The organism is Thermopolyspora sp. NPDC052614 (assembly GCF_040678635.1).
Classification (GTDB): domain Bacteria; phylum Actinomycetota; class Actinomycetes; order Streptosporangiales; family Streptosporangiaceae; genus Thermopolyspora.
This window is the reverse complement of the sequence record NZ_JBFATZ010000008.1, coordinates 123,007-148,644: the sequence shown is the minus strand read 5'-3', so window position 1 is coordinate 148,644 and position 25,638 is coordinate 123,007. Positions and strand designations below refer to the sequence as shown.

General features: G+C 71.7%; 22 protein-coding genes and 1 CRISPR repeat array. Of the genes, 19 read left to right on the top strand and 3 right to left on the bottom strand.

Annotation, left to right across the window (positions count from 1 at the left end):
- Window positions 1–90: 90 nt before the first annotated feature.
- The 3 genes from AB0K60_RS19165 to AB0K60_RS19155 all read left to right on the top strand — a co-directional run bounded on the left by AB0K60_RS19165 (window position 91) and on the right by AB0K60_RS19155 (window position 3,925).
- Window positions 91–906, top strand: a complete 816-nt coding sequence (locus tag AB0K60_RS19165; RefSeq protein ID WP_364056227.1) for a hypothetical protein — start codon at window positions 91–93, stop codon at window positions 904–906.
- 109 nt (window positions 907–1,015) lie between these two features.
- Window positions 1,016–2,584 carry a sigma factor-like helix-turn-helix DNA-binding protein gene (locus AB0K60_RS19160; protein WP_364056224.1) on the top strand — a complete coding sequence of 523 codons (1,569 nt, stop codon included), beginning with the start codon at window positions 1,016–1,018 and terminating at the stop codon, window positions 2,582–2,584.
- Window positions 2,585–2,725: 141 nt separating this feature from the next.
- Window positions 2,726–3,925, top strand: a complete 1,200-nt coding sequence (locus AB0K60_RS19155) for an NlpC/P60 family protein (protein WP_364056221.1) — start codon at window positions 2,726–2,728, stop codon at window positions 3,923–3,925.
- A gap of 818 nt (window positions 3,926–4,743) precedes the next feature.
- Here the strand turns inward: AB0K60_RS19155 and AB0K60_RS19150 are convergent.
- On the bottom strand, window positions 4,744–5,241 hold the full coding sequence (locus tag AB0K60_RS19150; protein WP_364056218.1) for an inorganic diphosphatase: 498 nt from the start codon (window positions 5,239–5,241) through the stop codon (window positions 4,744–4,746).
- Between the two features lie 104 nt (window positions 5,242–5,345).
- On the opposite strand from AB0K60_RS19150, the gene dacB reads away from it, so the two are divergent.
- From dacB to AB0K60_RS19095, 11 genes are all read left to right on the top strand, one after another.
- Complete coding sequence (gene dacB, locus AB0K60_RS19145) at window positions 5,346–6,734, top strand: D-alanyl-D-alanine carboxypeptidase/D-alanyl-D-alanine-endopeptidase (RefSeq protein WP_364056215.1); 1,389 nt, start codon at window positions 5,346–5,348, stop codon at window positions 6,732–6,734.
- A 121-nt stretch (window positions 6,735–6,855) separates the two neighbouring features.
- A complete protein-coding gene (locus AB0K60_RS19140; protein WP_364056213.1) occupies window positions 6,856–7,932 on the top strand; it encodes a zinc-dependent metalloprotease in 1,077 nt (358 codons plus the stop codon).
- Window positions 7,933–8,015: 83 nt separating this feature from the next.
- Entirely contained in the window at window positions 8,016–9,050 is a 1,035-nt protein-coding gene (gene tilS / locus AB0K60_RS19135) for a tRNA lysidine(34) synthetase TilS (RefSeq protein ID WP_364056210.1), read from the top strand.
- Window positions 9,051–9,062: 12 nt separating this feature from the next.
- Window positions 9,063–9,620, top strand: a complete 558-nt coding sequence (gene hpt, locus AB0K60_RS19130; protein WP_364056207.1) for a hypoxanthine phosphoribosyltransferase — start codon at window positions 9,063–9,065, stop codon at window positions 9,618–9,620.
- A 307-nt stretch (window positions 9,621–9,927) separates the two neighbouring features.
- Window positions 9,928–11,925: an ATP-dependent zinc metalloprotease FtsH gene (gene ftsH / locus AB0K60_RS19125; RefSeq protein WP_364056204.1), complete on the top strand. Its 1,998-nt coding sequence runs from the start codon at window positions 9,928–9,930 to the stop codon at window positions 11,923–11,925.
- 434 nt (window positions 11,926–12,359) lie between these two features.
- On the top strand, window positions 12,360–12,971 hold the full coding sequence (gene folE / locus AB0K60_RS19120) for a GTP cyclohydrolase I FolE (RefSeq protein WP_364056201.1): 612 nt from the start codon (window positions 12,360–12,362) through the stop codon (window positions 12,969–12,971).
- 292 nt (window positions 12,972–13,263) lie between these two features.
- A complete protein-coding gene (folP, locus tag AB0K60_RS19115; RefSeq protein WP_364056198.1) occupies window positions 13,264–14,130 on the top strand; it encodes a dihydropteroate synthase in 867 nt (288 codons plus the stop codon).
- The gene (locus AB0K60_RS19110) at window positions 14,127–14,567 is read left to right on the top strand and encodes a nuclear transport factor 2 family protein (protein ID WP_364056195.1); all 441 of its coding nucleotides are present in this window, start codon (window positions 14,127–14,129) and stop codon (window positions 14,565–14,567) included. The genes folP and AB0K60_RS19110 overlap by 4 nt, the downstream gene beginning before the upstream one ends.
- On the top strand, window positions 14,564–14,932 hold the full coding sequence (gene folB / locus AB0K60_RS19105) for a dihydroneopterin aldolase (RefSeq protein WP_364056192.1): 369 nt from the start codon (window positions 14,564–14,566) through the stop codon (window positions 14,930–14,932). The genes AB0K60_RS19110 and folB overlap by 4 nt, the downstream gene beginning before the upstream one ends.
- Entirely contained in the window at window positions 14,929–15,429 is a 501-nt protein-coding gene (gene folK, locus AB0K60_RS19100; RefSeq protein ID WP_364056189.1) for a 2-amino-4-hydroxy-6-hydroxymethyldihydropteridine diphosphokinase, read from the top strand. Before folB ends, folK begins: the two co-directional genes overlap by 4 nt.
- Before the next feature lie 14 nt (window positions 15,430–15,443).
- A complete protein-coding gene (locus AB0K60_RS19095; RefSeq protein WP_364056186.1) occupies window positions 15,444–15,905 on the top strand; it encodes a DUF3180 domain-containing protein in 462 nt (153 codons plus the stop codon).
- A gap of 63 nt (window positions 15,906–15,968) precedes the next feature.
- Here AB0K60_RS19095 and AB0K60_RS19090 read toward each other — a convergent pair whose 3' ends face one another.
- Entirely contained in the window at window positions 15,969–17,114 is a 1,146-nt protein-coding gene (locus AB0K60_RS19090) for an NADH-quinone oxidoreductase subunit D (RefSeq protein WP_364056183.1), read from the bottom strand.
- Window positions 17,115–17,142: 28 nt separating this feature from the next.
- On the opposite strand from AB0K60_RS19090, the gene AB0K60_RS19085 reads away from it, so the two are divergent.
- Window positions 17,143–18,357, top strand: coding sequence for a cytochrome P450 (locus tag AB0K60_RS19085; protein ID WP_364056180.1), 1,215 nt, complete (start codon window positions 17,143–17,145; stop codon window positions 18,355–18,357).
- A 220-nt stretch (window positions 18,358–18,577) separates the two neighbouring features.
- Here AB0K60_RS19085 and AB0K60_RS19080 read toward each other — a convergent pair whose 3' ends face one another.
- Window positions 18,578–19,549 carry an SAM-dependent methyltransferase gene (locus AB0K60_RS19080; protein WP_364056177.1) on the bottom strand — a complete coding sequence of 324 codons (972 nt, stop codon included), beginning with the start codon at window positions 19,547–19,549 and terminating at the stop codon, window positions 18,578–18,580.
- A gap of 287 nt (window positions 19,550–19,836) precedes the next feature.
- Here AB0K60_RS19080 and AB0K60_RS19075 point away from each other — a divergent pair, with 287 nt between their 5' ends.
- From AB0K60_RS19075 to AB0K60_RS19060, 4 genes are all read left to right on the top strand, one after another.
- Window positions 19,837–20,727, top strand: a complete 891-nt coding sequence (locus AB0K60_RS19075) for a DUF2520 domain-containing protein (RefSeq protein WP_364056174.1) — start codon at window positions 19,837–19,839, stop codon at window positions 20,725–20,727.
- A complete protein-coding gene (gene panC, locus AB0K60_RS19070) occupies window positions 20,718–21,578 on the top strand; it encodes a pantoate--beta-alanine ligase (protein ID WP_364056171.1) in 861 nt (286 codons plus the stop codon). The genes AB0K60_RS19075 and panC overlap by 10 nt, the downstream gene beginning before the upstream one ends.
- 128 nt (window positions 21,579–21,706) lie before the next feature.
- Window positions 21,707–22,130: a CRISPR direct-repeat array (repeat unit 30 nt; unit sequence GTCCTCATCGCCCCTACGAGGGGTCGCAAC).
- A 194-nt stretch (window positions 22,131–22,324) separates the two neighbouring features.
- Window positions 22,325–24,847 carry an L-aspartate oxidase gene (locus tag AB0K60_RS19065; RefSeq protein ID WP_364056168.1) on the top strand — a complete coding sequence of 841 codons (2,523 nt, stop codon included), beginning with the start codon at window positions 22,325–22,327 and terminating at the stop codon, window positions 24,845–24,847.
- Window positions 24,847–25,629 (top strand): type III pantothenate kinase, encoded by a 783-nt coding sequence (locus AB0K60_RS19060; RefSeq protein ID WP_364056165.1) that lies wholly within the window; start codon window positions 24,847–24,849, stop codon window positions 25,627–25,629. Before AB0K60_RS19065 ends, AB0K60_RS19060 begins: the two co-directional genes overlap by 1 nt.
- The last annotated feature ends 9 nt before the right edge of the window (window positions 25,630–25,638 follow it).

Genomic DNA, 25,638 nt, shown 5'->3' with positions numbered 1-25,638 from the left:
CGTCCGGAGGGCCGGTTAAAGAGATCTATACGTCTTCGTCCTGGTTGGGCGTGTCAGTGCGGCTGCGGTGCTGTGCCCGGATATCACGGAATGGTGACACAGCGTAGTGCTATCGGGATGCTCTGTTCATCGTTCATGGCCGCCGCCCTGGCCGCCGCGGTCGCCGGGTGCTCGGCCGGGCCGGAGGAGACGACGGAGGCGTTCCGGCCGCTCGCGGCCAAGGGGCAGGCGTCGTCGATCGTCGCCGTGGGCAAGGACTACCGGGTGAACTGGGTGGTGCTGGTCGCCAACCCCAACCGCTGGCACTTCGGGGAGAACGTGGTGGCCACGGTGGTCGGCCGGGACGCGCAGGGCAAGGAGGTCGTACGCCAGCGGGAGCCCATGGACGCGGTGCCGCCGGGGCGTGCGATGGCGTTCAGCGGCACGGTGACGGCGGCGCGGCGGCCGGCCAAGGTGGAGATCGACGTGCGGTCGCCGCAGTGGCGCAAGGCGGTTCGGGTTCCGTCGGCGTTCCGGCAATTTCCGCTGACCGATGTTCAGACGGTTAAATTGCGCGACGGCCAATATTTGGTGAGCGGATATGTGATAGACCCGTACCGCAAACCGGCGAGCACGCTCCGGGTGACGGCCCTGCTGCACGATGGCGACGGCCGGCTGCTGGGGGGTCGCAGCGATTTCGTCGATGACGTGAGCGCGGGCGGGCGGCAGCGGTTCGTCATCACGGTGCCGGGCATCACGGGCACGGTCGCGCCGGAGCGGACCCAGTTGTTCGTCTCGCCGTGGGGATCGACGGCCGGGCCGTACGAGGAACTGGTGAAGGCGGGTCTGGTCCCGCTGCACACGGTCAAGCCGAAGACCGAACCCTTCCCGAAGGATCGCAACACGCAGGTTTCGTCTTTCGAGTGATTTGACACGATAAATCGGATTCTTTTCCGTGGGGCACGCATAGTCGAGTCTTCATTCTGCTTTCCTAAAAAGGTGGAACTCCTAGTTAACAGTCATTACTGTCGGTCACATGAATGACCGCGGTCTGGTGGACGCCCTTCGTGCCCGCGACGCGAACGCCCTCGCCGAGCTGTACGACAAGTACGCGGAAAGCGTCTACGGATACTGCTGGACCCTGACCGGCGGCCCGGACGGGGCGCAGGTGGCCCTGCGCGACACGATGATCGCCGCGGAGGCCCGCATCCACGCGCTCACCGACGCCTCCCGGTTCAGGGTCTGGCTCTACGCGCTGGCCCGCGGCGAATGCCTGCGCCGCCGCTCCGCCGCCCCCCTCGACGCGGACACCGACCCCGGCCACACGGGCCTGGGCGCGGTGGCCCGCGACGCCGTCGGCCGCCTGGCCCCGGCCGACCGCGAGATCCTCGAACTGGTCCACCGGCACGGCTTCACCCTGCCCGACGCCGCCCGCGTCCTCGGCGTGTCCCGCAGGCACGCCAGGGCCCGGTACGGCGCCGCCGCCGAGCGCCTCTTCGACGCCGTCACCGCCGAGCTACGCGGACGCGAATCCCAGGTGTTCGGACTGCTCCCGCGCACGGTGCTGCCCGAGTCCCTGCGCGTGCGGGTGATGAGCTGCTTCGTCGACCCGGACCTGCTGCCCTACCGCCGCCTGGTGGCCCGCCGCGTCGGCCCGCTCGACGGCTCGGGCTTCCCCGTCGCCTCCGAGCACCGCGTCGTACGGGGCGTGGTGGCGGGCACCGCCTCGGTGGCCGTGACGCTGGCGGTCACGCTCGTCTTCAACCAGGTCTGGAGCGGGGGCGGCACCGGGGGCACGGCCGCCTCCGGCACGTACGCGCCGTCCGGTGAGCCCGCGGGGGTCCGCACCCTCGCCGAAGGTCGCGGCGACGGCGTTCCCACGCCCACGCGCCCGTTCGGCCGCATGCCCGTCGTCGGCGTCGGGCTGCCGACACCGGCTCGGCCCATGGCGGCCACGCCGTACGGGGAGCCCCCGGCGACGGTCCTGCCGTGGAGCGCGTCCACGCCCGCCGACCCCTTACGGTACGGGCGCGACATGACCGGCGAGGCGTCGGAGGCAGGCGACCGTGACGACGCCGGGGACGGCGCGGCGCGCGATGGCGCGAGCGAGAACGGACGGCATCCGGAGCATCCGGATCGCGGGAGTCCGGAGCGGGACCGCCCGCGCGGGCATCCCACCCGGGTGCCCCGCCGGGACGGCGGCGAAGCGCCGGGCGACGGCATCCTCAAGGACGCGCACGACGCGGACGGCACGCCGAAGCACCGAGCCCCCGACCGAGCCTCCGACCGAGCCCCCGATCGAGCCCCCGATCGAGCACCCGGTCGCCTCCCGTCTCCGGGCGACCCCGGCGAGGATCGCGCCGCGGACGGCGAGGACCGGCCGGCCGGGCCCACCGACCGGCCGCGCGTCCCTTCGCCCTGGACGCCGCGCGCGCTCGACGGGCCGTGGCCGCCCGTCCGCCGTACGCCCGAGAGCATGCCCTCGCTGCCCGGAGTCCACCGCACCCCGGACTCCCCGCGGCCCCGCACGATCCCCGCCCCGGCGCCCGCGCCGACCCCGCGCCCGTGCGCGGCGGGTGCGGGCCCGTCGCCGTCCGAGTGCTGACCGGCCCGCACGCGAGATGCCCGCACGGGCACATTCACCGCCACCCAATCCTCAATGATGACTTTCAGTAATCAAAACGTGTGCGGAGAGTGACTGACGGGAAGCCTGTGAAAGGTGATCCAAACCCTGAGGAGGGGACAGATGCCGAACACAGGCTGCCGCCGCATAGCGGCGATAGTGGTGGGACTCGCCTGCGGTTACGCCGTGACCATTGGCCAGCCGGCGGTGGCGGCCAAACCCAGGCCGTCGGCTCAGGAGGCGTCCAAGGCCCGAAAACAGGTGCGCGACCGCGCTGAGGAACTCGATGAGACCGCGGTCCGCCTGGCCGAGTCCCGGGCCAGGCAGGAGGAGCTGACCTGGGCGGCCTCCCAGGCCGTTGAGGCCTTCCACGAGGCCGACGTGCTCGCCGCCGAGGCGAAGGCCGAGCACGAGCGGGCCGCCGAGGCGGTCAAGCGGGCCGACGAACTGCTCCGCGCCGCCCGCGAGGAGGCCGTGGACATCGCGGCGAGCAGCTACGGTGGCTACGACGCGACCCGGCCCGCGATGGCCGCGGTCGCCGGTGAGGGCGGCCCCACCGGCTACCTGCAGCGCACCAGCGTGCTCAGCCATCTGAAGGCGGAGCGGGCGGAGAAGCTGCGCCGCCTGCGCGACATGCGGCGGGTGCAGGCCATCATCCGCGACCAGGCCCGCGCGACCCACCTGGAGCGGCTGCGGGCCGTCCAGCGGGCCGAGGAGGCGAAGCGGGCGGCCGAGGAGGCCGTCGCCCGGCAGGTCGAGCAGGTACGCCGGATCGAGCAGGAGCAGGCCGAGCTGCAGCAGCGGCTCGACCGGGCGCGCGACCGGGTCGTCCGCATCGAACGGCGGCGTACCCTCCTGAGCACGTTGCTGAACGCGCGCACGGTGCGGCGGATCGGCTTCAAGTACGCGAACGCCAAGTGGGCGAGGGCCGCCCGCGCCGAGGGCGCGCAGGCCGCGCGCGGCGACATCGTGGCGAGCTGGGCGCTCACCCAGCTGGGCAAGCCGTACGTGTGGGCGGCATCCGGCCCGCACGCCTACGACTGCTCGGGCCTGACCATGCGCGCCTACGAACGGGTCGGCATCCGCCTCGACCACTGGACGGGCACGCAGTGGACCTCGGGCCCGCACGTGCCCATCGAGGAACTCAGCCGCGGCGACCTGGTGTTCTTCGGAAAGATCAAGAACAATCCCAAGAGCATCCACCACGTGGGCATCTACATCGGCGCGGGCCTGATGGTCCACGCCCCGTACACCGGCGACGTGGTCCGCGTAGCGCCCATCTGGCGCCGCGACCTGTTCGGCGCCACCCGCCCCATCGGCTGATTGGGCCCGTCCCGCCGGGAGCGCCGGGGGACACGCCGGACGGCCGCCCGACTCGCCGCAGGGGCCGACCGCCAGGGCCGGTCGAAGGGCCGTCGCATCGGCCGGGCAGGGAAAGCCGACCTCCGGTTGGAGGGGACATCGCCCCGCCGCGCCGAAACGCGAGACGACCGACCGCGGAGCGATCCACGGCTCCGCCCGTACGGGAGCTGCGGACGCAGTCCGAGCCGAACGTCCGGGCCAGTCGCACCGGCCAGGCAGAAAAGCCGACCTCCGGTTGGAGGGATTTGGCGGGACATCGCCTCCGCTGCGCCGAATGCGAGACGGCCGACCGCGGACGATTCACGGCCCCGCCGTACGGAGGCCGCGGACGCAGTCCGAGTCGAACGTCCGAGCCGAACGTCCGGGCCAGTCGCACCGGCCGGGCAGGAAAAGCCGACCTTCGGTTGGAGGGGTTGGCCGGACATCGCCTCCGCCGCGCCGAATGCGAGACGGCCGACTGCGGAGCGATCCACGGCCCCGCCGTACGGGAGCCGCGGACGCAATCCGAGCCGAACGTCCGAGCCGAACGTCCGGGCCAGTCGCACCGGCCGGGCAGGAAAAGCCGACCTCCGGTTGGAGGGGTTTGGCGGGATATCGCCTCTGCCGCGCCGAATGCGAGACGGCCGACCGCGGAGCGATCCACGGCCCCGCCGTACGGGAGCCGCGGACGCAGTCCGAGCCGAACGTCCGGGCCGAACGCGGTCGCAGAGTCCAGGGACGCGCACCTGTGGGCACGTCGCCTGACGACGCTCGCCGATGCCGGTGGCGCGACCGGCGGCCTAGTGTTCGCCGGGGGGCTGGGCGGCGGCGCGGTCGAGTGAGCGCTCGATCTCGGCCTCGGCCTCGGCGCGACCGACCCAGTTGGCGCCTTCAACCGACTTGCCCGGTTCGAGGTCCTTGTACACCTCGAAGAAGTGCTGGATCTCCAGCCGGTCGAATTCCGGTACGTGGTGAATGTCGCGAATGTGCCCCATGCGGGGGTCGGTGGCGGGCACGCAGAGCACCTTGTCGTCGCCGCCCTTCTCGTCCGTCATCCGGAACATGCCGACGGCGCGGCAGCGGATGAGGCAGCCGGGGAACGTGGGCTCCTGCAGCAGCACGAGCGCGTCGAGCGGATCGCCGTCCTCGCCGAGCGTGTGCTCGATGAACCCGTAGTCGGCGGGGTATTGGGTGGACGTGAAGAGCATACGGTCGAGCCGGATGCGGCCCGTCTCGTGGTCCACCTCGTACTTGTTGCGCTGACCCTTGGGGATTTCAACGACGACGTCGAACTCCACGGTATTTCCTCCCGGCTCCGTCCCCGGGCCTCCCGGGGCGGGGGCTAATGTCTCGTAGTCGTACATCTCAGCATGACGCATGGCGAAAAGAGGTCGGTGCGGTGGTGGTCCGGGGACGTTGGGTGCTGCTCGTCACCCTCGTCCTGCTGCAGGCGTTCACGATCAGCGCCGCCCTGTACGTGTGGTCCGGCGGCCTGACCGCCTCCGGCGAACGCCCGCAGGCGGCGGCCCCGAGCCCGTCGCGCGCCCCGATCCCCCTGCTCACCTCGGCCCCGGTGCTCTCCACCGAGGCGGGCGGCGCGCCCCCGGAGAAGAAGACCCTCGCCGCCCGGCTCTCCGGCCCGCTGTCCGCCGCCGCCCTCGGCGGCAACGTCGGCGCCGTGGTCATCGACGCCGCCTCCGGCGCCACCCTGTTCAGCAGCAGGTCCACCACCGGTCTCACCCCCGCCTCCACCACCAAGGTGGTGACGGCGGTGGCCGCGCTGACCTCCCTCGGCCCCGACGCCCGCCTGTCCACGCGCGTGGTGCAGGGCGCGGCGGCCGACGCGATCATCCTGGTCGGCGGCGGCGACCCCACCCTCGCCGGCCCGAAGTCCGCCGACCGCGGCTACCCGCGCCCGGCGTCCCTCGTCACGCTCGCCTCGCGCACCGCCAAGGCGCTCAAGGCGGCCGGCGTCACCAAGGTCACCCTCGCGTACGACGACTCCCTGTTCAGCGCCCCCCACACCGCCCAGGGCTGGAAGCCCAACTACGTCCCCGAGGGCACCGTCGCCCCCGTCACCGCGCTCATGCACGACGTCGGCCGGGTAGCCCCTCGCGTACGCGAACGCTGGCCCCAGCCCTCCCGCGCCACCGCCGTCGCGTTCGCCTCGCTGCTGCGCCGCCAGGGCGTCACGGTCGCCCCCAGCGTGCGTACGGCGCACGCGGCAGGTTCGGCCAAGGAGATCGCCCGGGTCGAGTCGCCCCCGATCTACCAGCTCGTCGAGCGCATGCTCACCTACAGCGACAACGACCTCGCCGAGGCCCTCGCCCACCAGGTCGCGGTCAAGGAGGGCCTGCGCGGCACGTTCGCCGACGGCGCCCGCGCCACCACCCGCATTCTGCGCGAACTCGGCGTCGACAAGGGCGTGCGCGTCTTCGACGGCAGCGGCCTGTCCACAGGCAACCGCATCACCCCGCAGGCCCTGGCCCGCCTGCTCGCCCTGGCCGCCTCGCCCGAGCACCCCGAACTGCACACCGTGATCAGCGGCCTGCCGGTGGCCCACTTCACCGGCACCCTCGACGACCGCTACGACGGCAAGGGCAGCGCGGACGGCGCGGGCCTGGTGCGCGCCAAGACCGGCACCCTCAACGGCGTCAACACCCTCGCCGGCATCGCCCGCACCGCCAACGGCCACCTGGTCACCTTCGCCTTCATGGCCGACCGCGTCCCGGCCCCCGACCCCGCCGTCGCCGCCCTGGACCGCCTGGCCGCGATCGTTTCGGCGTCATGAGTCTCGGCGACCTGAGTCTCGGCGACCTGAGTTCGGCGACCTGAAATTCGGCGTACTGAGTTTCACGGCCCTGTGTCGGGTAAGACGCGCGGACACACCCACGAGCGCATACGGTGGAACTATGCAGGTGATCGACTGGGATCTGGCCGTCGCGACCGGGACACGTCTGGTGCGGCCCGGCCCGCAGGTGAGCAGACAAGAGGCCCGCGAGGCCGTCACCGAGCTGCGGCGGCTGTCCCGCGTGGCCGAAGGACATGTGCGGGAGTTCACCCGCATCGACGGGGGGGTCGCGCCGCAGCCTGCCACCATCGTCGACCGACCAGGCTGGATCCGGGCGAACGTGGACGGTTTCCGCGTCATCCTGGAGCCCCTGACCGAGCGCGCGTCACGCTCGAACATGCCGGCGATCGTCGGCGCCGTCGGCTCGCGCATCACCGGCGTCGAGGTCGGCGCGGTGCTGGCGTTCATGGCGTCTCGCGTGCTGGGCCAGTACGAGCTGTTCCTGCCGCCGGACCCGACCGGCCAGGCCCCCACCGGCCGGCTCACCCTCGTCGCGCCGAACATCGTGCACGCCGAGCGCGAGATGCGAGTAGACCCGCACGACTTCCGCCTGTGGGTGTGCCTGCACGAGGAGACCCACCGGGTGCAGTTCACCGGCGTGCCGTGGCTGCGCGAGTACGTGCGGTCCCAGATGACCGATTTCCTGCTCGCCTCCGACATCGACGTCACCACCCTGCTCGAACGGCTGCGCGCCGCCTCCGACGTGGTCGCGGACGTGTTCCGCGGCGGCGACGGCAACCTCATCGACGTCATCCAGACGCCCGAGCAGAAGGAGATCCTCGACCGGCTCACCGCGGTGATGACCCTGGTCGAGGGCCACGGAGACTACGTCATGGACGCGGTCGGCCCGTCGGTCGTGCCCACGGTGGCGGAGATCCGCAGCAAGTTCCAGCACCGCCGCCAGGGCGGCTCGCGGATGGACCAGCTCGTCCGCCGCCTGCTCGGCATCGACCTGAAGATGAAGCAGTACGCCGAGGGCTCGGTCTTCGTGCGCACGGTCGTCGACCGGGTGGGCATGGACGGTTTCAACCGCGTCTGGACCTCCCCGGAGACGCTGCCGACGCACGTGGAGATCACCACCCCCGAACGCTGGCTCAACCGCGTCCACGGCACCGGCCAGCTGCCCAGCGCCAACTGACCGACCACGACCGACCACGGCCGAGGCCGCCCGCGCGGCCGGGCGTGGACGGGCCGCTGCGGTGATTGGCCCAGACTGAGGGCATGGGTCCGCATCCCGCGGTCGCCGATGTCCGGCGGGCCGTACGAGAGTGTCTGGCCGACCTGCCCGAGGGCGGGTTGGTGCTGGTGGCGTGCAGCGGCGGGGCCGACTCGCTGGCGCTGGCCGCCGCGACCGGGTTCGCCGCGCCGCGCATGGGGTTGCGGGCCGGGCTGGTGACCGTCGATCACGGCCTGCAGGAGGGCTCGGCGGCCCGCGCCCGCGAGGTGGTGGCGCTGGCGGCGCGCCTGGGGCTGTCGCCCGCCGAGGCGCTGACCGTGACCGTGGGCCGCGCGGGCGGGCCCGAGGCGGCGGCGCGGGACGCCCGTTACGCGGCGCTCGCGGAGGCCGCGGACCGCCTGGGGGCGGTGACCGTGCTGCTCGGCCACACCCTGGACGACCAGGCCGAGACGGTGCTGCTGCGGCTGTCCCGGGGCAGCGGCACCCGGTCGCTCGCGGGCATGCCCCGCGTCTCCGGCCGCTATCGGCGGCCCTTCCTCGGCATCCGGCGACGCCGCACGGCCGAGGCGTGCGAGGCGCTCGGCCTCGACCCCTGGCAGGACCCCCACAACGACGACCCGGCCTACACCCGGGTCCGCGTCCGCCACAAGGCCCTCCCGGTGCTGGAGGACGCCCTCGGCCCCGGCGTCGCCGAGGCGCTCGCCCGTACGGCCCGGCTCTGCGCCGACGACGCCGACGCCCTCGACGCGTGGGCCGAGCGGGTGGCCGCCCAGGCGCGGGCGGCGGCCACGGGGGAAGCTAAGGGGGAGGCTACGGGGCTGCTGGTCACGGAAGAGCTGTCGGGCTCGGTGCTGGCGGTTTCGGTGCTGGAGCAGGCCCCGGCGGCGGTGCGGCGGCGGGTCGTTCAGCGGGCGGCGGTGGCGGCCGGGGCGACGGCGTCGGCGCTGGCGGCGGTGCACATCGAGCAGGTGGATCGGCTGATCACCGATTGGCGGGGGCAGCGGCGTGTCGATCTGCCCGGGGGGGTAGGGGCCTTCCGGCGGTATGGCACCCTGATATTCGCCAGAAACGACGCATAAAGGGAACTCCAGGTGGACGTAGCCGACATGGGCAGGGATCTCTCGAAGGTCCTCATCCCCGAGGAAGAGCTCCAGACCAAGATCCGGGAGCTCGCCGGGCGAATCGACGCCGACTACGCGGGCCGGGAAGTGCTGCTCGTGGGCGTGCTCAAGGGGGCGGTGATGGTGATGGCGGACATCGCCCGCGCCCTGCACCTGCCGGTCCAGATGGACTGGATGGCCGTCTCCTCGTACGGGGCGGGGACCAAGTCGTCCGGCGTCGTCCGGGTGCTCAAGGACCTCGACACCGACATCGCCGGGCGGCACGTGCTGGTCGTGGAGGACATCATCGACTCCGGCCTGACCCTGTCGTGGCTGCTGCAGAACCTGCAGTCGCGCAACCCGGCCTCCGTCGAGGTCTGCGCCCTGCTCCGCAAGCCCGACGCGGTGAAGGTGCCGATCGACGTCCGCTACGTGGGATTCGACATCCCCAACGAGTTCGTCATCGGCTACGGCCTCGACTACGCCGAGCGCTACCGCAACCTTCCCTTCATCGGCACCCTCGCCCCTCACGTGTACGGCGGCGAATGAACCTCCAGCTCGCCGCGACGCGCCGGCGTCGCAATCAATTCGCCCTGAGCGAAGTGGCCTGTGAATAACGTGATATTCCGCTCTGCCGCCTGGAACACAGGGGCACCTGACGTACGTTGGAATGGCAAGAGCCGCGAAGCCCGAGCGGTTACCCCACTCGGGTGAGCGGTGTACCTTCTGATTCTCGAAGGTGCCATCACGGCGCCTTCGGGTACGCAGAAGGAGCGGCTAGGGATGCCGCGACCCCCTCACGGGGGTGCCAAGGCCTTGGTCAGGAAGGGACGGGCCCGCCGGGGTTCCGCATCGGATGGATCTCAAGCGATTTACACGTGGGCCACTGCTGTGGATCCTAGGCATTGTCGTGCTGCTTTTGCTCGTCACCACGATGTTCGGGGGCGACGGCAACTACCAGAGGACCGACACCTCCACCATCGTGTCGCTGATCGACCAGGGGAAGATCTCCAACGCGAAGATCATCGACAAGGACCAGCGCATCGAGGTCACCACCACCGACGGGCGCAGCTACTACTCGTCCTGGGTGGCCGGGCAGGGTCTGCAGCTCGCCGACGCGCTGAAGGCCGCCAATCCCCGTCAGGGCTGGACGGTCGAGGTGCCCCGGGAGAACTTCCTGGTCGGCCTGCTGGTGAGCTTCCTCCCCATCGTGATCATCGTCCTCATCTTCCTGTTCATCATGAACCAGATGCAGGGCGGCGGCTCCCGGGTGATGAGCTTCGGCAAGTCCAAGGCCAAGCTGGTCACCAAGGACACTCCCAAGACCACCTTCGCCGACGTCGCCGGCGCCGACGAGGCCATCGAGGAGCTCCAGGAGATCAAGGAGTTCCTGCAGGCCCCGGCGAAGTTCCAGGCGATCGGCGCCAAGATCCCCAAGGGCGTGCTGCTGTACGGCTCGCCCGGCACCGGCAAGACGCTGCTGGCCCGCGCGGTCGCCGGTGAGGCGGGCGTCCCGTTCTACTCGATCTCCGGTTCGGACTTCGTGGAGATGTTCGTCGGCGTCGGCGCCTCCCGCGTGCGCGACCTGTTCGAGCAGGCGAAGGCGAACGCCCCGGCGATCATCTTCATCGACGAGATCGACGCGGTCGGCCGGCACCGCGGCGCCGGCCTCGGCGGCGGCCACGACGAGCGCGAGCAGACGCTCAACCAGCTCCTCGTCGAGATGGACGGCTTCGACGTCAAGGGCGGCGTGATCCTCATCGCCGCGACGAACCGGCCCGACATCCTCGACCCGGCGCTGCTGCGTCCCGGCCGCTTCGACCGGCAGATCGTCATCGACCGGCCGGACCTGGAGGGCCGCAAGGGCATCCTGCGGGTGCACGGCCGCGGCAAGCCGTTCGCGCCCGACGTGGACCTGGACACGATCGCCCGCCGTACGCCGGGCTTCACCGGCGCCGACCTGGCGAACGTGATCAACGAGGCCGCGCTGCTCACCGCCCGGAAGAACGAGAAGCTCATCACGATGGCGACCCTCGAGGAGTCCATCGACCGCGTGATGGCCGGTCCGGAGCGCAAGACCCGGGTCATGTCCGACCAGGAAAAGAAGATCATCGCGTACCACGAGGGCGGCCACGCCCTGGTGGCGCACGCCCTGCCGAACGCCGACCCGGTTCACAAGATCACCATCCTGTCCCGCGGCCGCGCCCTCGGCTACACGATGACGCTGCCGATGGAGGACAAGTTCCTCGCCACGCGCTCGGAGATGATGGACCAGCTCGCCATGCTGCTCGGCGGCCGCACGGCCGAGGAACTGGTGTTCCACGAGCCGACGACGGGCGCGGCCAACGACATCGAGAAGGCCACGGCGATCGCCCGCCGCATGGTCACCGAGTACGGCATGAGCGAGCAGCTCGGCGCCCGCAAGTTCGGCACCGGCAACAGCGAGGTCTTCCTCGGCCGCGACATGGGCCACGAGCGCGACTACTCCGAGAAGATCGCCTCCACGATCGACGAGGAGGTGCGCAGGCTCATCGAGACCGCGCACGACCAGGCGTGGGAGATCCTCGTCGAGTACCGCGACGTGCTCGACAACCTGGTCCTTGAGCTGATGGAGAAGGAGACCCTCTCCCGCCAGCAGGTCATGGAGATCTTCTCCCCGGTCGTGAAGAAGGAGCACCGCCCGTCCTACTCCGGCTACGGCAAGCGCCTGCCGTCGGACCGCCCGCCGGTCATCACGCCCAAGGAGCGCGCGGGCAACGGATCCACGCCCGCCCTGCCCAACGGCGCGCCGAACGGCGGCTCGCCGGTCGAGCAGCCGTGGCTGAGCGAGCGCGCGCCGAAGGACGAGGCGTAACGAGCTTCGCAGGCGAGGTCGCCGCGGACTTCATCGCAAGCCCACGGCGACCTCGTCGGCACGAGGTCGTCACGGTCCTCACAGTGAACCCCCCGTGGCGACCTGGCGACCTCAGGCATGTCGCGGACGTCACGGTGAGCCCATGGCGACCTCACGACGTGACAAGCCGTCGGCAGGGCCTCGCGGCGGGCCCGCGGCGGCCTGGTGACAGGCCCCGTGACAAGCCCGGTGACAAACTCGGTGTCATCGGGGCCGGTGGCCGTACGCCGACCTCGACGTCAGGCCGGTACGCACGCACCGGTAGAACTGGCACCGACGAAGAAAGCGTCGGCAAAGGAGCCGGCGAACGCCATACCGGCGTGGGAACGCCGGTGACAACACGGCCGAGGCCGGCGGCACCGCGCGGGCCGAGGCTCGGCCGGTAAGGAAGTCTCATGGACAGCGAGCCGATGCCGGAACTGCCCCCGGAGCCCCCGCCCTTCGACGCTCCCCGGATCGAGAAGGCCGTCAGGGAGATCCTCATCGCCATCGGCGAGGACCCCGACCGGGACGGGCTGCGCGACACCCCCGCCCGCGTCGCCCGCGCCTACGCCGAACAGTTCGCCGGGCTGCGCCAGACCCCCGAAGAGGTGCTCACCACGGTCTTCGACGCCGACCACGACGAGATGGTCCTGGTGCGCGACATCGAGGTGTCCAGCGTCTGCGAGCACCACCTGGTGCCCTTCTACGGCGTGGCCCACGTCGGCTACATCCCCAACGACCGCGGCCAGGTCACCGGGCTGTCCAAACTGGCCAGGCTCATCGACGTCTTCGCCCGCCGCCCGCAACTGCAGGAGCGTATGACCTCGCAGGTGGCCGACGCGCTGATGCGTGTCCTCGAACCACGCGGCGTAATCGTGGTAATCGAGGCCGAGCACCTGTGCATGACCATGCGCGGCGTCCGCAAGCCCGGCGCGAAGACCATCACCTCGGCCGTACGCGGCAACTTCCGCAACAGCGACCGCACCCGCGCCGAGGCGATGGCCCTGATCCTGGGGCACCGTTGATCGGCGTCCCGTGGGGTGGGTCTCGTACCGTGGCCGTACCTGTCCCTGTGCCGTGGCGTCGGTGTCCTGTGAGGTGGGTTTCGCGACGTGACGCGCCTGTGCCGACCTGGTTGCCCTGATCGGGGAGGATCGTTGATCGGTGCCCCGCGAGGCAGGCTTCCGCGACGCGGCCGTGTCCGTGCCGAGGGGATGTTAGGGGGATGCCCCTGGCCGTGCGGTCCCGCCGACCGGTCTTCCGCAGGGCGAAGGTCCCCCTCGTTTCGATCGCCCGCGACCGCCTAGGCTGGGGAGCATGACCACATGGAGTCTGCGGGGGTTGCCCAGTCAGTCACAGGGCCCGGCGCGGTGTCTGGTGATGGGCGTGGTGAACGTCACCCCCGACTCCTTCTCCGACGGCGGCCGATGGTTCGACTCGGCGGCGGCCATCCGGCGCGGCCTGGAACTGGTGGAGCAGGGCGCCGACATCGTTGACGTCGGCGGCGAGTCGACGCGGCCGGGCGCGGCCCGCGTCGAGCTCGACGAGGAGATCCGGCGGGTGGAGCCCGTCATCCGCGCCCTCGCCGCCGAAGGCGTGAAGGTGAGCGTGGACACGATGCGCGCCGAGGTGGCCGAGATCGCCGTCGCCGCCGGGGCCGTGCTCGTGAACGACGTCAGCGGGGGGCTCGCCGACCCCGCGATGCCCCGCATGGTCGCCGCGACCGGCGTGCCGTACGTGGTCATGCACTGGCGCGGCCACAGCCACGACATGGACAACCGCGCCGTCTACACCGACGTGGTGACCGAGGTGCGCGAGGAGCTGGCCAAGCGGGTGGACTCGGTGCTCGCCGAGGGCGTACACGAGGATCAGATCGTGCTCGACCCCGGCCTCGGCTTCGCCAAGCGCGCCGAGCACAACTGGAGCCTCCTGGCGGGCCTGGACCGGCTCGCCGAGCTGGGCCGCCCGCTCCTCGTCGGCGCGTCCCGAAAACGCTTCCTGACCCGCCTCCTGGCCGCCCCCGACGGCACCCCCCGCCCGTTCGACGAGTGCGACGCCGCGACCGTCGCCGCGACCGCCCTGGCGGCCCGCGCCGGGGCCTGGTGCGTGCGCGTGCACGAGGTGCGCCCCAACGCCGACGCCGTCCGTGTCGCCGCCGCCTGGCAGGCGGGGGCCGAGCGGTGAGCGTCGTCACGGAGATCGAGTCGCTGAACCAGGAGTTCTACGCGGCCATCGAGGGCGCCGACCTCGACCGCATGGAGGAGATCTGGGCGGACGACACCGGCGACCGGGTGGCGATGTGCGTGCACCCCGGGTGGTCGATGCTGACCGGCCGCCGGGCGATCATGCGCTCCTATGCGCTGATCATGGCGAACACGCCGTACATCCAGTTCGTGCTCACCGACGTGTGGACCTGCGTGGTCGGCGACGTCGCGGTGGTCTCCTGCGCGGAAAACATCCTCACCGCGGGCGACGAGGGTGAGACGGGCTTCGTCGCGGGAAAGGTGGTGGCCACGAACACGTTCGTGCTCACGCCCCGCGGCTGGAAGCTGTGGATCCACCACGGGTCGCCGGTCCTGCAGGGCGAGGAGGACGACGAGGACGGGCAGGAGGTCGTGTGAGGGCGCTCGACGCCATCGCCCTGCGGGGCATCCGGGCGCGTGGCCGCCATGGGGTGCTGCCGGCCGAGCGTGAGCTGGGCCAGGAGTTCGTGGTGGACGTCACGTTGTTCCTGGACACCGCCCCGGCGGCGGCGGAGGACGACCTGACCCGGACGGTCGACTACGGCGAGCTGGCCACGCGCCTTTCCGCAGTCGTGGCGGGCAAGCCGGTGAACCTCATCGAGACCCTGGCGCAGAAGCTGGCCGACGTCTGCCTGTCCCACGAACGGGTCGAGGAGGTGGAGGTGAGCGTACACAAACCGGCCGCTCCCATCCCCCTGCCGTTCGACGACGTGGTGGTGACGATCAGGCGGAGGCGGTCATGAGAGTCGTGATCGGGCTGGGCAGCAACGTGGGGCGGCGGCTGGAGAATCTTCAGGGCGCGATCGACACCCTCTTCGACGCGCCCGGGCTGGAGTTCGTGGCGATGTCGTCGGTGTACGAGACCGACCCGGTGGGCGGGCCCGAGCAGGGGCCGTTCCTCAACGCGGTCGTCATCGGCGAGACGACGCTCGACCCGCGTACGCTGCTGGATCGGGCGCTGGGCGTGGAGAACGCCTTCGGCCGGGTCCGCGCCGAGCGCTGGGGTCCGCGCACCCTCGACGTCGACCTGATCACCGTCGATGACGTGACCCTGAGCGACCCCGACCTCACCCTGCCGCATCCGCTGGCGCACGAGCGCGCCTTCGTGCTGGTGCCCTGGGTGGAGGCCGACCCGGCGGCGGAACTGCCCGGCCGGGGCTCGGCCGCGGCCCTGCTCGCCTCCCTCGACCAGGAGGGCGTACGGCGGCGCCCCGACCTGAAACTGCAACCTCCCGCGTAAGGAACCGGAACTCCGTGAAGCCCAGCCGCCCCGGCCTGCTCGTCGTCCTCGTCGTCGTCTTCGCGCTGATCACCTGGGCGCTGCTGCAAAAGACCTACTCCGAGCTGCAGACGCTGCCGTGGACGGCGATCCCCACCGTGCTGCTGCTGGCGATCGGCGAGGCGTACACCGGCTGGGCCACCCGCGCCCGCATCCACCGCAAACCCGGCACCAAGCCCGTCGATCCGATCGCCGTGGCCCGCCTGGTCGCCCTCGCCAAGGCCACCGCCCTCGCCGGCTCGGTCTTCGCCGGCATCTTCGCCGGATTCGTCCTGCGCGTCCTCGACCTGCTCAGCCTGCCACAGCCCCGCTACGACGCCCTCGTCGGCGGCGGCTCCTTCATCGCCTGCGTCCTGCTCATCTGCGCGGCCCTCTACCTGGAGTACTGCTGCCGCGTCCCCGGCGACCGCGAAAAGGACAAACGCCCCACCCAGTGAGCCAACGCCCGTTCGGCGTCGTCCGCCCCTTGGGCGGCGCCCGAGCCGGTGTGTCGTGAACCGCTATTTGTCGATGTCGCCGACGACGAAGAACATCGAGCCGAGGATGGCGACCATGTCGGCGACCAGGTGGCCCGGCAGGATCTCGCGCAGGACCTGGACGTTGTTGTAGGAGGCCGAGCGGAGCTTGAGCCGCCACGGGGTTTTCTCGCCGCGGGAGACCAGGTAGTAGCCGTTGATGCCGAGCGGGTTTTCGGTCCAGGCGTACGTGTGGCCCTCGGGGACCTTGAGGACCTTGGGGAGGCGCTGGTTGATCGGGCCGGGGGGCAGGTCGCGTAGGCGCTCGACGCAGGCGTCGGCGAGTGTGAGGGACTGCTTGACCTGGCCGAGTAGGACGCGGAAGCGGGCGTTGCAGTCGCCTGCGACCTCGGTGACCACCTTGACGGGCAGTTCGCCGTAGGCGAGGTAGGGCTCGTCGCGGCGCAGGTCGAAGTCGACGCCGGAGGCGCGGGCGATCGGGCCGCTGACGCCGTACTGCATGATCGTTTCGCGGTCGACGCGGCCGACGCCGACGGTGCGGGCGCGGAAGATCTCGTTGCCGACGATGAGTTCCTCGATGTCGGGGAGGCGTCGCCGTACCGCCGCCACCGCGTGCTCGACGCGGGACAGCCAGCCGGCCGGGAGCTCCTCCTTGAGGCCGCCGACGCGGTTGAACATGTAGTGCATGCGGCCGCCGGAGATCTCCTCCATGACGGCCTGCAGCTCCTCGCGCTCGTTGAAGGCGTAGAAGACCGGCGTGATCGCGCCCAGCTCCAGCGGGTAGGAGCCGAGGAACATCAGGTGGTTGAGCACCCGGTTGAGCTCGGCGAGCAGCGTACGGGCCCAGACGGCGCGCACCGGGACCTCCATGCCGAGCATGCGCTCCACCGCGAGCACCACGCCGAGCTCGTTCGCGAACGCCGACAGCCAGTCGTGCCGGTTGGCGAGCACGATGATCTGCCGGTAGTCGCGGACCTCGAACAGCTTCTCCGCGCCGCGGTGCATGTACCCGACGATCGGCTCGGCGGCGCTGATCCGCTCACCGTCGAGGGTGAGCCGCAGCCGCAGCACGCCGTGCGTCGAGGGATGCTGAGGGCCGATGTTGAGGATCATGTCCTCGGTGGCGAGTTCCTTCGCGCCGGCCCCGATCCCCACAACCCGCTCGGTCATGCCCTCTACTGTTTCATACGATGAGGACGTGCGGTTTGACCCTTGGGATCCTGAATTCGTCGCCCATCCCTACGACGTGTACGCCCGGCTGCGCGAACAGGAGCCGGTGAGTTTCTACGAGCCGACGGGCCAGTGGCTGATCGCCCGGCACGCCGACGTCGATGCCCTGCTGCGGGATCGCCGCCTCGGCCGGACGTACCTGCATCTCGGCAGCCACGAGGAGTTCGGCAGGGAGCCCTGGCCGGACTGGCAGGAGCCGTTCTGGCGGGTGGTCGGGGTGGGCATGCTCGACGTGGAGCCACCCGTGCACACGCGGCTGCGGCGGCTGGTGTCCAAGGCGTTCACGCCCCGCATGGTGGAGTCGCTGCGGCCCCGGATCCGCCAGATCGCCACGGGGCTGGCCGAGGCGTTCGCCGAGCGCGGCGGCGACGTGATCGCCGAGGTGGCCGAGCCGCTGCCGGTCACCGTGATCGCCGAGATGCTCGGGGTGCCCGAGGCCGACCGGCGTCTGCTGCGGCCCTGGTCGGCCGACATGTGCGGCATGTACGAGCTCAACCCGCCGGTGGAGGTGCAGCGTACGGCGGTGCGGGCGGCGGAGGAGTTCGCCGGATACGTGCGGGAGCTGGCCAGGGCGCGGCGCGCCGACCCCGGCGACGACCTGATCTCGGCGCTGGCGCAGGTGGTCGACGACGGCGACCGGCTCACCGAGGACGAGCTGATCGGCACCTGCGTGCTGCTGCTCAACGCCGGGCACGAGGCGACGGTCAACGCGACCGGGAACTCCTGGTGGGCCTTGTTCCGCAACCCCGACCAGCTCGACCGGCTGCGCGCCGCCGTACGGGACGGGGACGAGGGGCTGGTCGGCACCGCCGTGGACGAGTTGCTGCGGTGGGACACCCCGGCGCAGATGTTCGAGCGCTGGGTGCTGGAGGACATCACCGTCGGCGGCGTGCACATTCCGCGCGGAAGCGAGGTCGCGCTGCTGTTCGGCTCCGCCAACCGCGACCCGGAGGTCTTCGCCGACCCCGACCGGCTCGACCTCGGCCGCGACCCGAACCCGCACATCTCCTTCGGCCTGGGCATCCACTACTGCCTCGGCGCGCCGCTCGCCAGGATCGAGCTCGCCGAGTCCTTCACCGCGTTGCTCCGCGCCGCACCCGGCCTCGACCTCGTCGCCGAGCCCGAATGGAAGCCCGGCTACATCATGCGCGGCCTCAAGGCCCTGGAACTGCGCACCGGCTGAGCCTCACCCCGGCGGTCGCACCACCTCGCCCTACGCCGGCGAGTCCGGCTGCCACGGCCGGGCGTGCCCAAGGGCCGGCGGAGTGCGTCCTGTCGTCGGCGACGGTCGGCGCCGCACTCGCGACTCTCCTGGTCACGGCGGTGCTCACCGCCCTGCCCGTACGCCTGGCGGTGCGCCGATCCGTGGTGCGGGCGCTCAGCGCCGAGACCGCCCAGCGGCGTCAGGCGAGATCGACCTCCTGGGTGAGCCAGCCGAAGCCGCCGAGGCCGGAGGGGGCGATGAGCTCGGCCTCCTCCGAGGAGCGGGCGAGGGCGCGCAGGTAGCGCCGGGGGTCGGCGTGGGCGAGGTGCAGCGGGGGGCGGACCCCGGTGACGCCGAGGGCGATCATCGCCTCGCGCTGGGTGGTGAGCTTGGTGCCGGTGGCGCCCGCGCCGTGACCGGCCTCGGCGCAGGCGTCGAGGGCGACGTGGGCGGTGATGTCGCAGGAGCCGTCGGGGACGGGCGGAACGGTGCGGCCCTCGCGGTAGGCGGTGAGCGTGCCCCCCAGCGGCCGGTTGTCCACGGGGTGGGAGTAGTCGGCGGCGACCGCGAGACCGCGCTCCAGCTTGCCGATGAGCGCGGCCCACGCCTGGTCGCGGGTGCGGCCGATCTCCGCGCGGTCGCCGGGGGTCGTCAGCGGCCACCAGCGTGCGATCCACGCGATGTCCTCGTCGTCGGGCTCGGGGCCGAGGCGCTCGGCGCCGGTACGCGGATCGACCAGGACCAGGCGGGGGCCGCGGGCGGTCTGCTCGGCCAAATCGAGGGGGATGTTGTCCAGCCACTCGTTGGCGATGACGAGGCCGCGCAGCCGGTCCGGCGCGACGGGCGCCCAGTCGATGCGCGGCGTCAGGCCCTCGGGGCGAGGGGCGCGCTCGACCGCGGTGATGCGCAGGCGCTCGGCGAGCTCGGGCGGGGCGAACGAGAGCACGCCGACGGCGAGCGTGCCGTCGCCCGCGCCGACGTCCACGAAGTCGAGCGGATCGGGGTGGCCGAGCCGGGCGTCGACGTCGGTGAGCAGGCGCAGGATGGCCTGGGCGAACACCGGGGACACCCCGACCGAGGTGCGGTAATGCCGCGACGGACGCTGGTGGAGGTAGAAGCCCGCTTCCCCGTACAGGGCCCTTTCGATCGCTTCACGCCAGGTAACCCACACACGACAAGAAGCTACCGCTGTCGGCCCGCGGCGGCGGGCCTTTGGCGACGTAGGACACGCTGAGTGATTTCATTGCCACGAATTGTGATTGATTTGCGCTAGCGTTGCTCACGCCGAAGGAGGTCGCCGTCCCGGCCCGATCCCTCCGCGGGCCTGGTACGGCGGCCTCCAGGGCGGCGTGTGATCCACGGGGCGTTACCCTGGGGGCCGTCGATGCGAGGCGCGGATTAGTCTGGTCAGCCAGGGCGCGATGCCGACGATACTTGATCGTGATGGGACCGGAAGCCATGGACCTCAGTGATCGTCCGGCGCGACTCGCCGTGGGCGTCGTCGGGGCCGGGCGCGTGGGCTCGGCGCTCGGTGCCGCGCTCGCCCAGGCGGGGCACCGCGTCGTCGCCGCCAGCGGCGTGTCCGACGCCTCGCGCCAGAAGGCCGCCGAGCGGCTCGGCGTGGAGCTCAGCCGCCCGGAGGAGGTGGTCGCCGCCGCCGGACTGGTGCTGCTCACCGTGCCGGACGACGTGCTGCCCGGCCTCGTGTCCGGGCTGGCCGCCACCGGGGTGGACCTGCGCGGCAAGCTGATCGCCCACTGCAGCGGGGCGTACGGGCTGGCGGTGCTCGAACCGGCCGCGCAGGCTGGCGCGCTGCCGCTGGCGATCCATCCGGTGATGACCTTCACCGGCCGGGACGATGACCTGCGCAGGCTGACCGGCTGCTTCTTCGGCGTCACCGCGCCCGAGCCGCTGCGGCCGGTCGCGGAGGCGCTCGTCATCGAGATGGGCGCGGAGCCCGCGTGGATCGAGGAGAAGGACCGGGCGCTCTACCACGCGGCGCTGGCGGGGGCGGCCAATCACATGGTGACGCTGGTCGCCGAGTCCGAGGAGCTGCTGGCGAAGATCGGCGTGGAGCATCCGGGGCGGATGCTCGGGCCGCTGCTCGGCGCCGCGCTCGACAACGTGCTGCGGCTCGGCATGGCCGGGCTCACCGGGCCGGTGGTGCGCGGCGACGCGGGCACGGTGCGCAAGCACGTGGACGCGCTCATCCTCGCCGCGCCCGAGGCGGCCGACGCCTACGTCGCGCTGGCGCGGCTCACCGCCGATCGGGCGCTCGCGGCGGGACTGCTCAAGCCGGAGGCGGCCGAGCGGCTGCTCGACGCGCTCGGGGGGAACATATGGACGTGATCGTCGCGGGTAGCCGGGCGGAGTTGGACGAGGCGCGGGCGGCGCTCGGGATCGGCGCGCGCTGGGGCGACCGGGACGGGCGGACGCTGGCGCTGGTGCCGACGATGGGGGCGCTGCACGAGGGGCATCTGTCGCTGATTCGGCTGGCCAAGGAGCACGCGGACCATGTGGCGGTGAGCATCTTCGTCAATCCGCTGCAATTCGGGCCGAACGAGGATTTTTCGCGGTATCCGCGGACTTTCGAGGCCGATGTGGCGGCGTGCCGTACGGAGGGGGTGGACATCGTCTTCGCCCCGTCCGCCGAGGAGATGTACCCGCCGGACCGGCAGGTCTCCGTGTCGGCCGGGCACATGGGGACGATCGTCGAGGGCGCGTTCCGGCCGGGCCACTTCGACGGCGTCCTGACCGTGGTGCTGAAGCTGTTCAACCTGGTACGACCCAGCGTCGCGATCTTCGGCCAGAAGGACGCCCAGCAACTCGCCATGATCCGCCGCATGGTCGCCGACCTCGACGTCCCGGTCCGCATCATCGGCGCTCCCATCGTGCGCGAGCCGGACGGCCTGGCCCTGTCCAGCCGCAACCGCTACCTGTCGCCCGACGAGCGGGAAATCGCCCTCGCCCTCTCCCGCGCCCTCCACGAAGGCGCGGGCCACCGCACCCCCTGGGAGATCGTCGCGGCAACCCGCCAGGTCCTCGACGCCGCGCCCCTCACGGTCGACTACGTCGTACTGGCCGACCCGGCCACCTTCGCCGAGGTCGCCGACGACCACGTCGGCGAGGCGGTGCTCGCCGTCGCCGCCCGCGTGGGCACCACCCGCCTGATCGACAACGTGATCGTGACCTTGCCCTAACCGAAGCCGTCGTGGAGCATAGGTTCTGCAGCAGACCTCCGGGGTTTTCAGCACTACCGGAGGTTCACTGCAAAACCGGCCCCAGAACTCACAACCAAATCGCCGCCCACCTGCGGCTTTACCCTCGGGTCCTCATCGCCCCTACGAGGGGTCGCAACCCGGTCGGATGCGCGGCCCGGGCAAGTGCGTGTCGTCCTCATCGCCCCTACGAGGGGTCGCAACCGATGAACGGGGCCAGCGCGCTGCGTAGCTCCCCGTCCTCATCGCCCCTACGAGGGGTCGCAACGGGGTCGGCCTGCGGTCTTGGCGGGCCGCCTCCCGGTCCTCATCGCCCCTACGAGGGGTCGCAACCTGGGCACGACCGCGACCGGCTACAACGCCTCGGGTCCTCATCGCCCCTACGAGGGGTCGCAACGTGGCCAACCAGCCTGCTCGCACCGGTTCCGAGCCTTGTCCTCATCGCCCCTACGAGGGGTCGCAACCTGGCCAGGACCCAGCAGGAAGCGGCCAACAGGAGTCTGCGTCCTCATAGCCCCTACGAGGGGCAGCAACCACGGCGATCTCCATGAGGCCCACGAATGCACCGGCCGATTGCGCGAGATGAGACCACTTGCGGAACCGCGGGTGACGCTCCTCGCCGGCCGCCATGTGACTCCCACTCAAGTTTGCACACCCCCGGGAATCCGTGGATGAGGGGTCGCGTTATCGTCATGCTGACGAAATAGCGGTGCGAACTGGAGGCCGTAGTGACCGGCGCCAACATTCCCCTTCCCCGGCGGCTGACCGCCCCCGAGCCGGGCTGGACCGTGCATGCCGACGTGGTCGTCGTCGGCTCCGGCATCGCCGGGCTCACGGTCGCGGTCCGGTACGCCGAACTGGTGCCGGACGCGAAGGTCCTGGTGGTCACCAAGGACGTGCTGAGCGCCGGATCCACGCGTTGGGCGCAGGGCGGCATCGCGGCCGTCATCGACCCCGATGACACCCCGGCCGCGCATCTGAGCGACACCCTCGCGGCGGGGGCCGGGCTGTGCGACGAGTACGCGGTGCGGGTGCTCGTCACCGAGGGGCCGCAGGCGCTGCGGTGGCTCATGGCCGAGGGGGCGCGGTTCGACCGGGGGCCCGACGGGGAGCTGAGGCTCGGCCGCGAGGGCGGTCACCGGCGTAACCGCATCGTGCACGCGGGGGGCGACGCCACCGGCATGGAGGTGCAGCGCGCCCTGGTTGCCGCCGCACGTGAGCGCGGCATCGAGTCGATCGAGCACGCGCTCGTGCTCGATCTGCTCACCGACGCCGACGGGCGTGCCTGCGGCATCACCCTGCACGTCATGGGCGAGGGCGCGCGGGACGGTGTGGGCGCGGTGCGGGCGGGCGCGGTCGTGCTCGCCACCGGCGGCATGGGCCAGATCTACGCCTCGACGACGAACCCGCTGGTGTCCACCGGCGACGGGGTGGCGCTCGCGCTGCGCGCCGGGGCCGTCGTACGCGACCTGGAGTTCGTGCAGTTCCACCCCACCGTGCTGTGGCTGGGCGCGGAGTCCACCGGCCAGCAGCCGCTGATCTCCGAGGCGGTACGCGGCGAGGGCGCCTTCCTCGTCGACGAGCGGGGCGAGCGGTTCATGCGGGGTGTGCACGAGCTGGCCGACCTCGCGCCCAGGGACGTCGTCGCCAAGGCGATCACCCGGCGCATGCACGAGACCGGGACCGACCACGTCTACCTCGACGGGCGGCACTTCGGCGAGGAGATGTGGCGCGCACGCTTCCCCACGATCTACACGGTCTGCCGCGAGCACGGCATCGACCCGGCCACCGACCTCATCCCGGTCGCGCCCGCCGCTCACTACGCCAGCGGCGGCGTGCTCACCGACACACGGGGCCGTACCAGCGTGCCCGGCCTGTACGCGTGCGGCGAGGTGGCGAGCACCGGCGTGCACGGCGCGAACCGGCTCGCGTCCAACTCGCTGCTTGAGGGCCTGGTGTTCGCCTGGCGCATCGCCCGCGACCTCGCCCGCCCGCGCCCCGTCCCCGGGGAGCCGGTGGCCGACGAGCGCCCGCACGGCCTGGTCGATCCCCGCGTACGCCCCCGGATCCAGGCGCACATGAGCCGCGGCGCGGGCGTGCTGCGCAGCGAGGAGAGCCTGCGGGAGGTCGCCCGCGCGCTGCGCGACGCCCGCTGGACGCCGGTGGCCGTGGAGCCCCGTACCGAGTCGTGGGAAACCACCAACCTGCTCACGGTGGCGACCGTGCTGACCGCCGCCGCCCGCGCCCGGCGGGAAACGCGAGGGTCGCACTGGCGCGAGGACTTCCCGGAGCGGGAAGATTCACAATGGCTCGGTCACCTCGACGTGAGCCTGGATGGGGGGATGACTTTCGTGGCGCACGACACCTCCGTGCTTCCCAGACACCTGGACGCCGACCTGGCCGCGGCGGGACTCGACCCGGCGGCCGTGCTGCGGCTGGTCAGGATGGCGCTGGAGGAGGACCTGACCGAGGCAGGCGACGTGACGAGCCGGGCCACCATCCCGGAGGGGCAGGCCGCCTCCGGCGACTTCGTCGCCCGCAGGGACGGCGTGGTCGCCGGGCTGCCGCTCGCCGAGGCCGTGCTCGCCGTGGTGTCGCAGGGCCGGATCACGGCCGTACGGCACGTCGAGGACGGCGACGCCGTCAAGGCCGGCGAGGTGCTCATGACGGCCACCGGACCCACTCGCGACCTGCTCACCGCCGAACGCACCGCGCTCAACCTGCTCACCCACCTGTCCGGGATCGCCACGCTCACCGCCCGCTGGGTGGCCGAAGTGGCCGGCACCGGGGCGCGGATCCGCGACAGCCGCAAGACGCTGCCCGGTTTGCGGGCGCTGGAGAAGTACGCGGTGCGTTGCGGCGGCGGTGTCAACCATCGAATGTCGCTATCGGACGCCGCTCTGATCAAGGACAATCACGTGGTGGCCGCGGGAGGGGTGGACAAGGCGTTCCGTGCCGTGCGCGAGGCGTACCCGGAGCTGCCGATCGAAGTGGAGGTGGACCGCATCGACCAGATAGAGCCCGTGCTCGCCGAGGGCGCGCAGGAGATCCTGCTGGACAACTTCACCGTCGAGGCGCTCGCCGAGGCGGTGCGGCTGGTGGACGGCCGGGCGCGGCTGGAGGCCAGCGGCGGGCTGACCCTCGACTCGGCGCGCGAGGTCGCCGCCACCGGCGTGGACTACCTCGCGGTCGGCGCGCTGACCCACTCCGCGGCGGCCCTGGACATCGCGCTCGATTTGCGGAGGGCCTGATGCTGCTCGCCGTCGATGTCAGCAACACCCACACGGTGCTGGGTCTGTTCGAGGGGGAGGAGGTCATCGAGCACTGGCGCATCGCCACCGACCCGCGGCGTACCGCGGACGAGCTCGCCGTCGTGCTGCAGGGGCTGCTCGCCCAGTCGCCGCTGCTGAAGGGCGCCGACATCAGCGGCATCGCCATCTGCTCGACCGTGCCCTCGGTACTCAACGAGATGCGGGAGATGTCGCGCCGGTACTACGGCGACGTCAGCACGGTCATCGTCGAGCCGGGCGTGCGCACCGGGGTGCCGGTGCGGATGGACAACCCCAAGGAGGTCGGCGCCGACCGGGTGGTCAACGCCCTGGCCGCCATCAACCTGTACGGCGGGCCGTGCGTGGTCGTCGACTTCGGCACGGCCACCTCCTTCGACGCGGTCTCGGCCAAAGGTGAGTACGTGGGCGCGGTGACCGCCCCCGGCATCGAGATCTCGGTGGACGCCCTGGCCTCGGCCGGCGCGCAACTGCACAAGGTAGAGCTGATCCGCCCCCGCTCGGTCATCGCCAAGAACGCCGTGGAGGCCCTCCAGTCGGGCATCATCCACGGCTTCGCCGGCCTGGTGGACGGCATCGTCAAGCGCATGGTCGCCGAGCTGGCCGCCGACCCCGAGGACGTGACCGTGGTCGCCACCGGCAGCCTGGCCCCCCTGGTCGTCAGCGAGGCATCGACGATCGACATCCACGAGCCCTGGCTCACGCTGATCGGCCTCCGCCTGATCTACCAGCGCAACACGTCGTAGCGGACCCGG

Bases quoted from the DNA above. Each gene is read 5' to 3' on its own strand.
- AB0K60_RS19165 (WP_364056227.1), top strand. From the start codon at position 91: ATGGTGACACAGCGTAGTGCTATCGGGATGCTCTGTTCATCGTTCATG.
- AB0K60_RS19160 (WP_364056224.1), top strand. From the start codon at position 1,016: ATGAATGACCGCGGTCTGGTGGACGCCCTTCGTGCCCGCGACGCGAAC.
- AB0K60_RS19155 (WP_364056221.1), top strand. From the start codon at position 2,726: ATGCCGAACACAGGCTGCCGCCGCATAGCGGCGATAGTGGTGGGACTC.
- AB0K60_RS19140 (WP_364056213.1), top strand. From the start codon at position 6,856: ATGCAGGTGATCGACTGGGATCTGGCCGTCGCGACCGGGACACGTCTG.
- tilS (WP_364056210.1), top strand. From the start codon at position 8,016: ATGGGTCCGCATCCCGCGGTCGCCGATGTCCGGCGGGCCGTACGAGAG.
- ftsH (WP_364056204.1), top strand. From the start codon at position 9,928: ATGGATCTCAAGCGATTTACACGTGGGCCACTGCTGTGGATCCTAGGC.
- folE (WP_364056201.1), top strand. From the start codon at position 12,360: ATGGACAGCGAGCCGATGCCGGAACTGCCCCCGGAGCCCCCGCCCTTC.
- folP (WP_364056198.1), top strand. From the start codon at position 13,264: ATGACCACATGGAGTCTGCGGGGGTTGCCCAGTCAGTCACAGGGCCCG.
- folK (WP_364056189.1), top strand. From the start codon at position 14,929: ATGAGAGTCGTGATCGGGCTGGGCAGCAACGTGGGGCGGCGGCTGGAG.
- AB0K60_RS19090 (WP_364056183.1), bottom strand. From the start codon at position 17,114: ATGACCGAGCGGGTTGTGGGGATCGGGGCCGGCGCGAAGGAACTCGCC.
- AB0K60_RS19075 (WP_364056174.1), top strand. From the start codon at position 19,837: ATGGACCTCAGTGATCGTCCGGCGCGACTCGCCGTGGGCGTCGTCGGG.
- panC (WP_364056171.1), top strand. From the start codon at position 20,718: ATGGACGTGATCGTCGCGGGTAGCCGGGCGGAGTTGGACGAGGCGCGG.
- AB0K60_RS19060 (WP_364056165.1), top strand. From the start codon at position 24,847: ATGCTGCTCGCCGTCGATGTCAGCAACACCCACACGGTGCTGGGTCTG.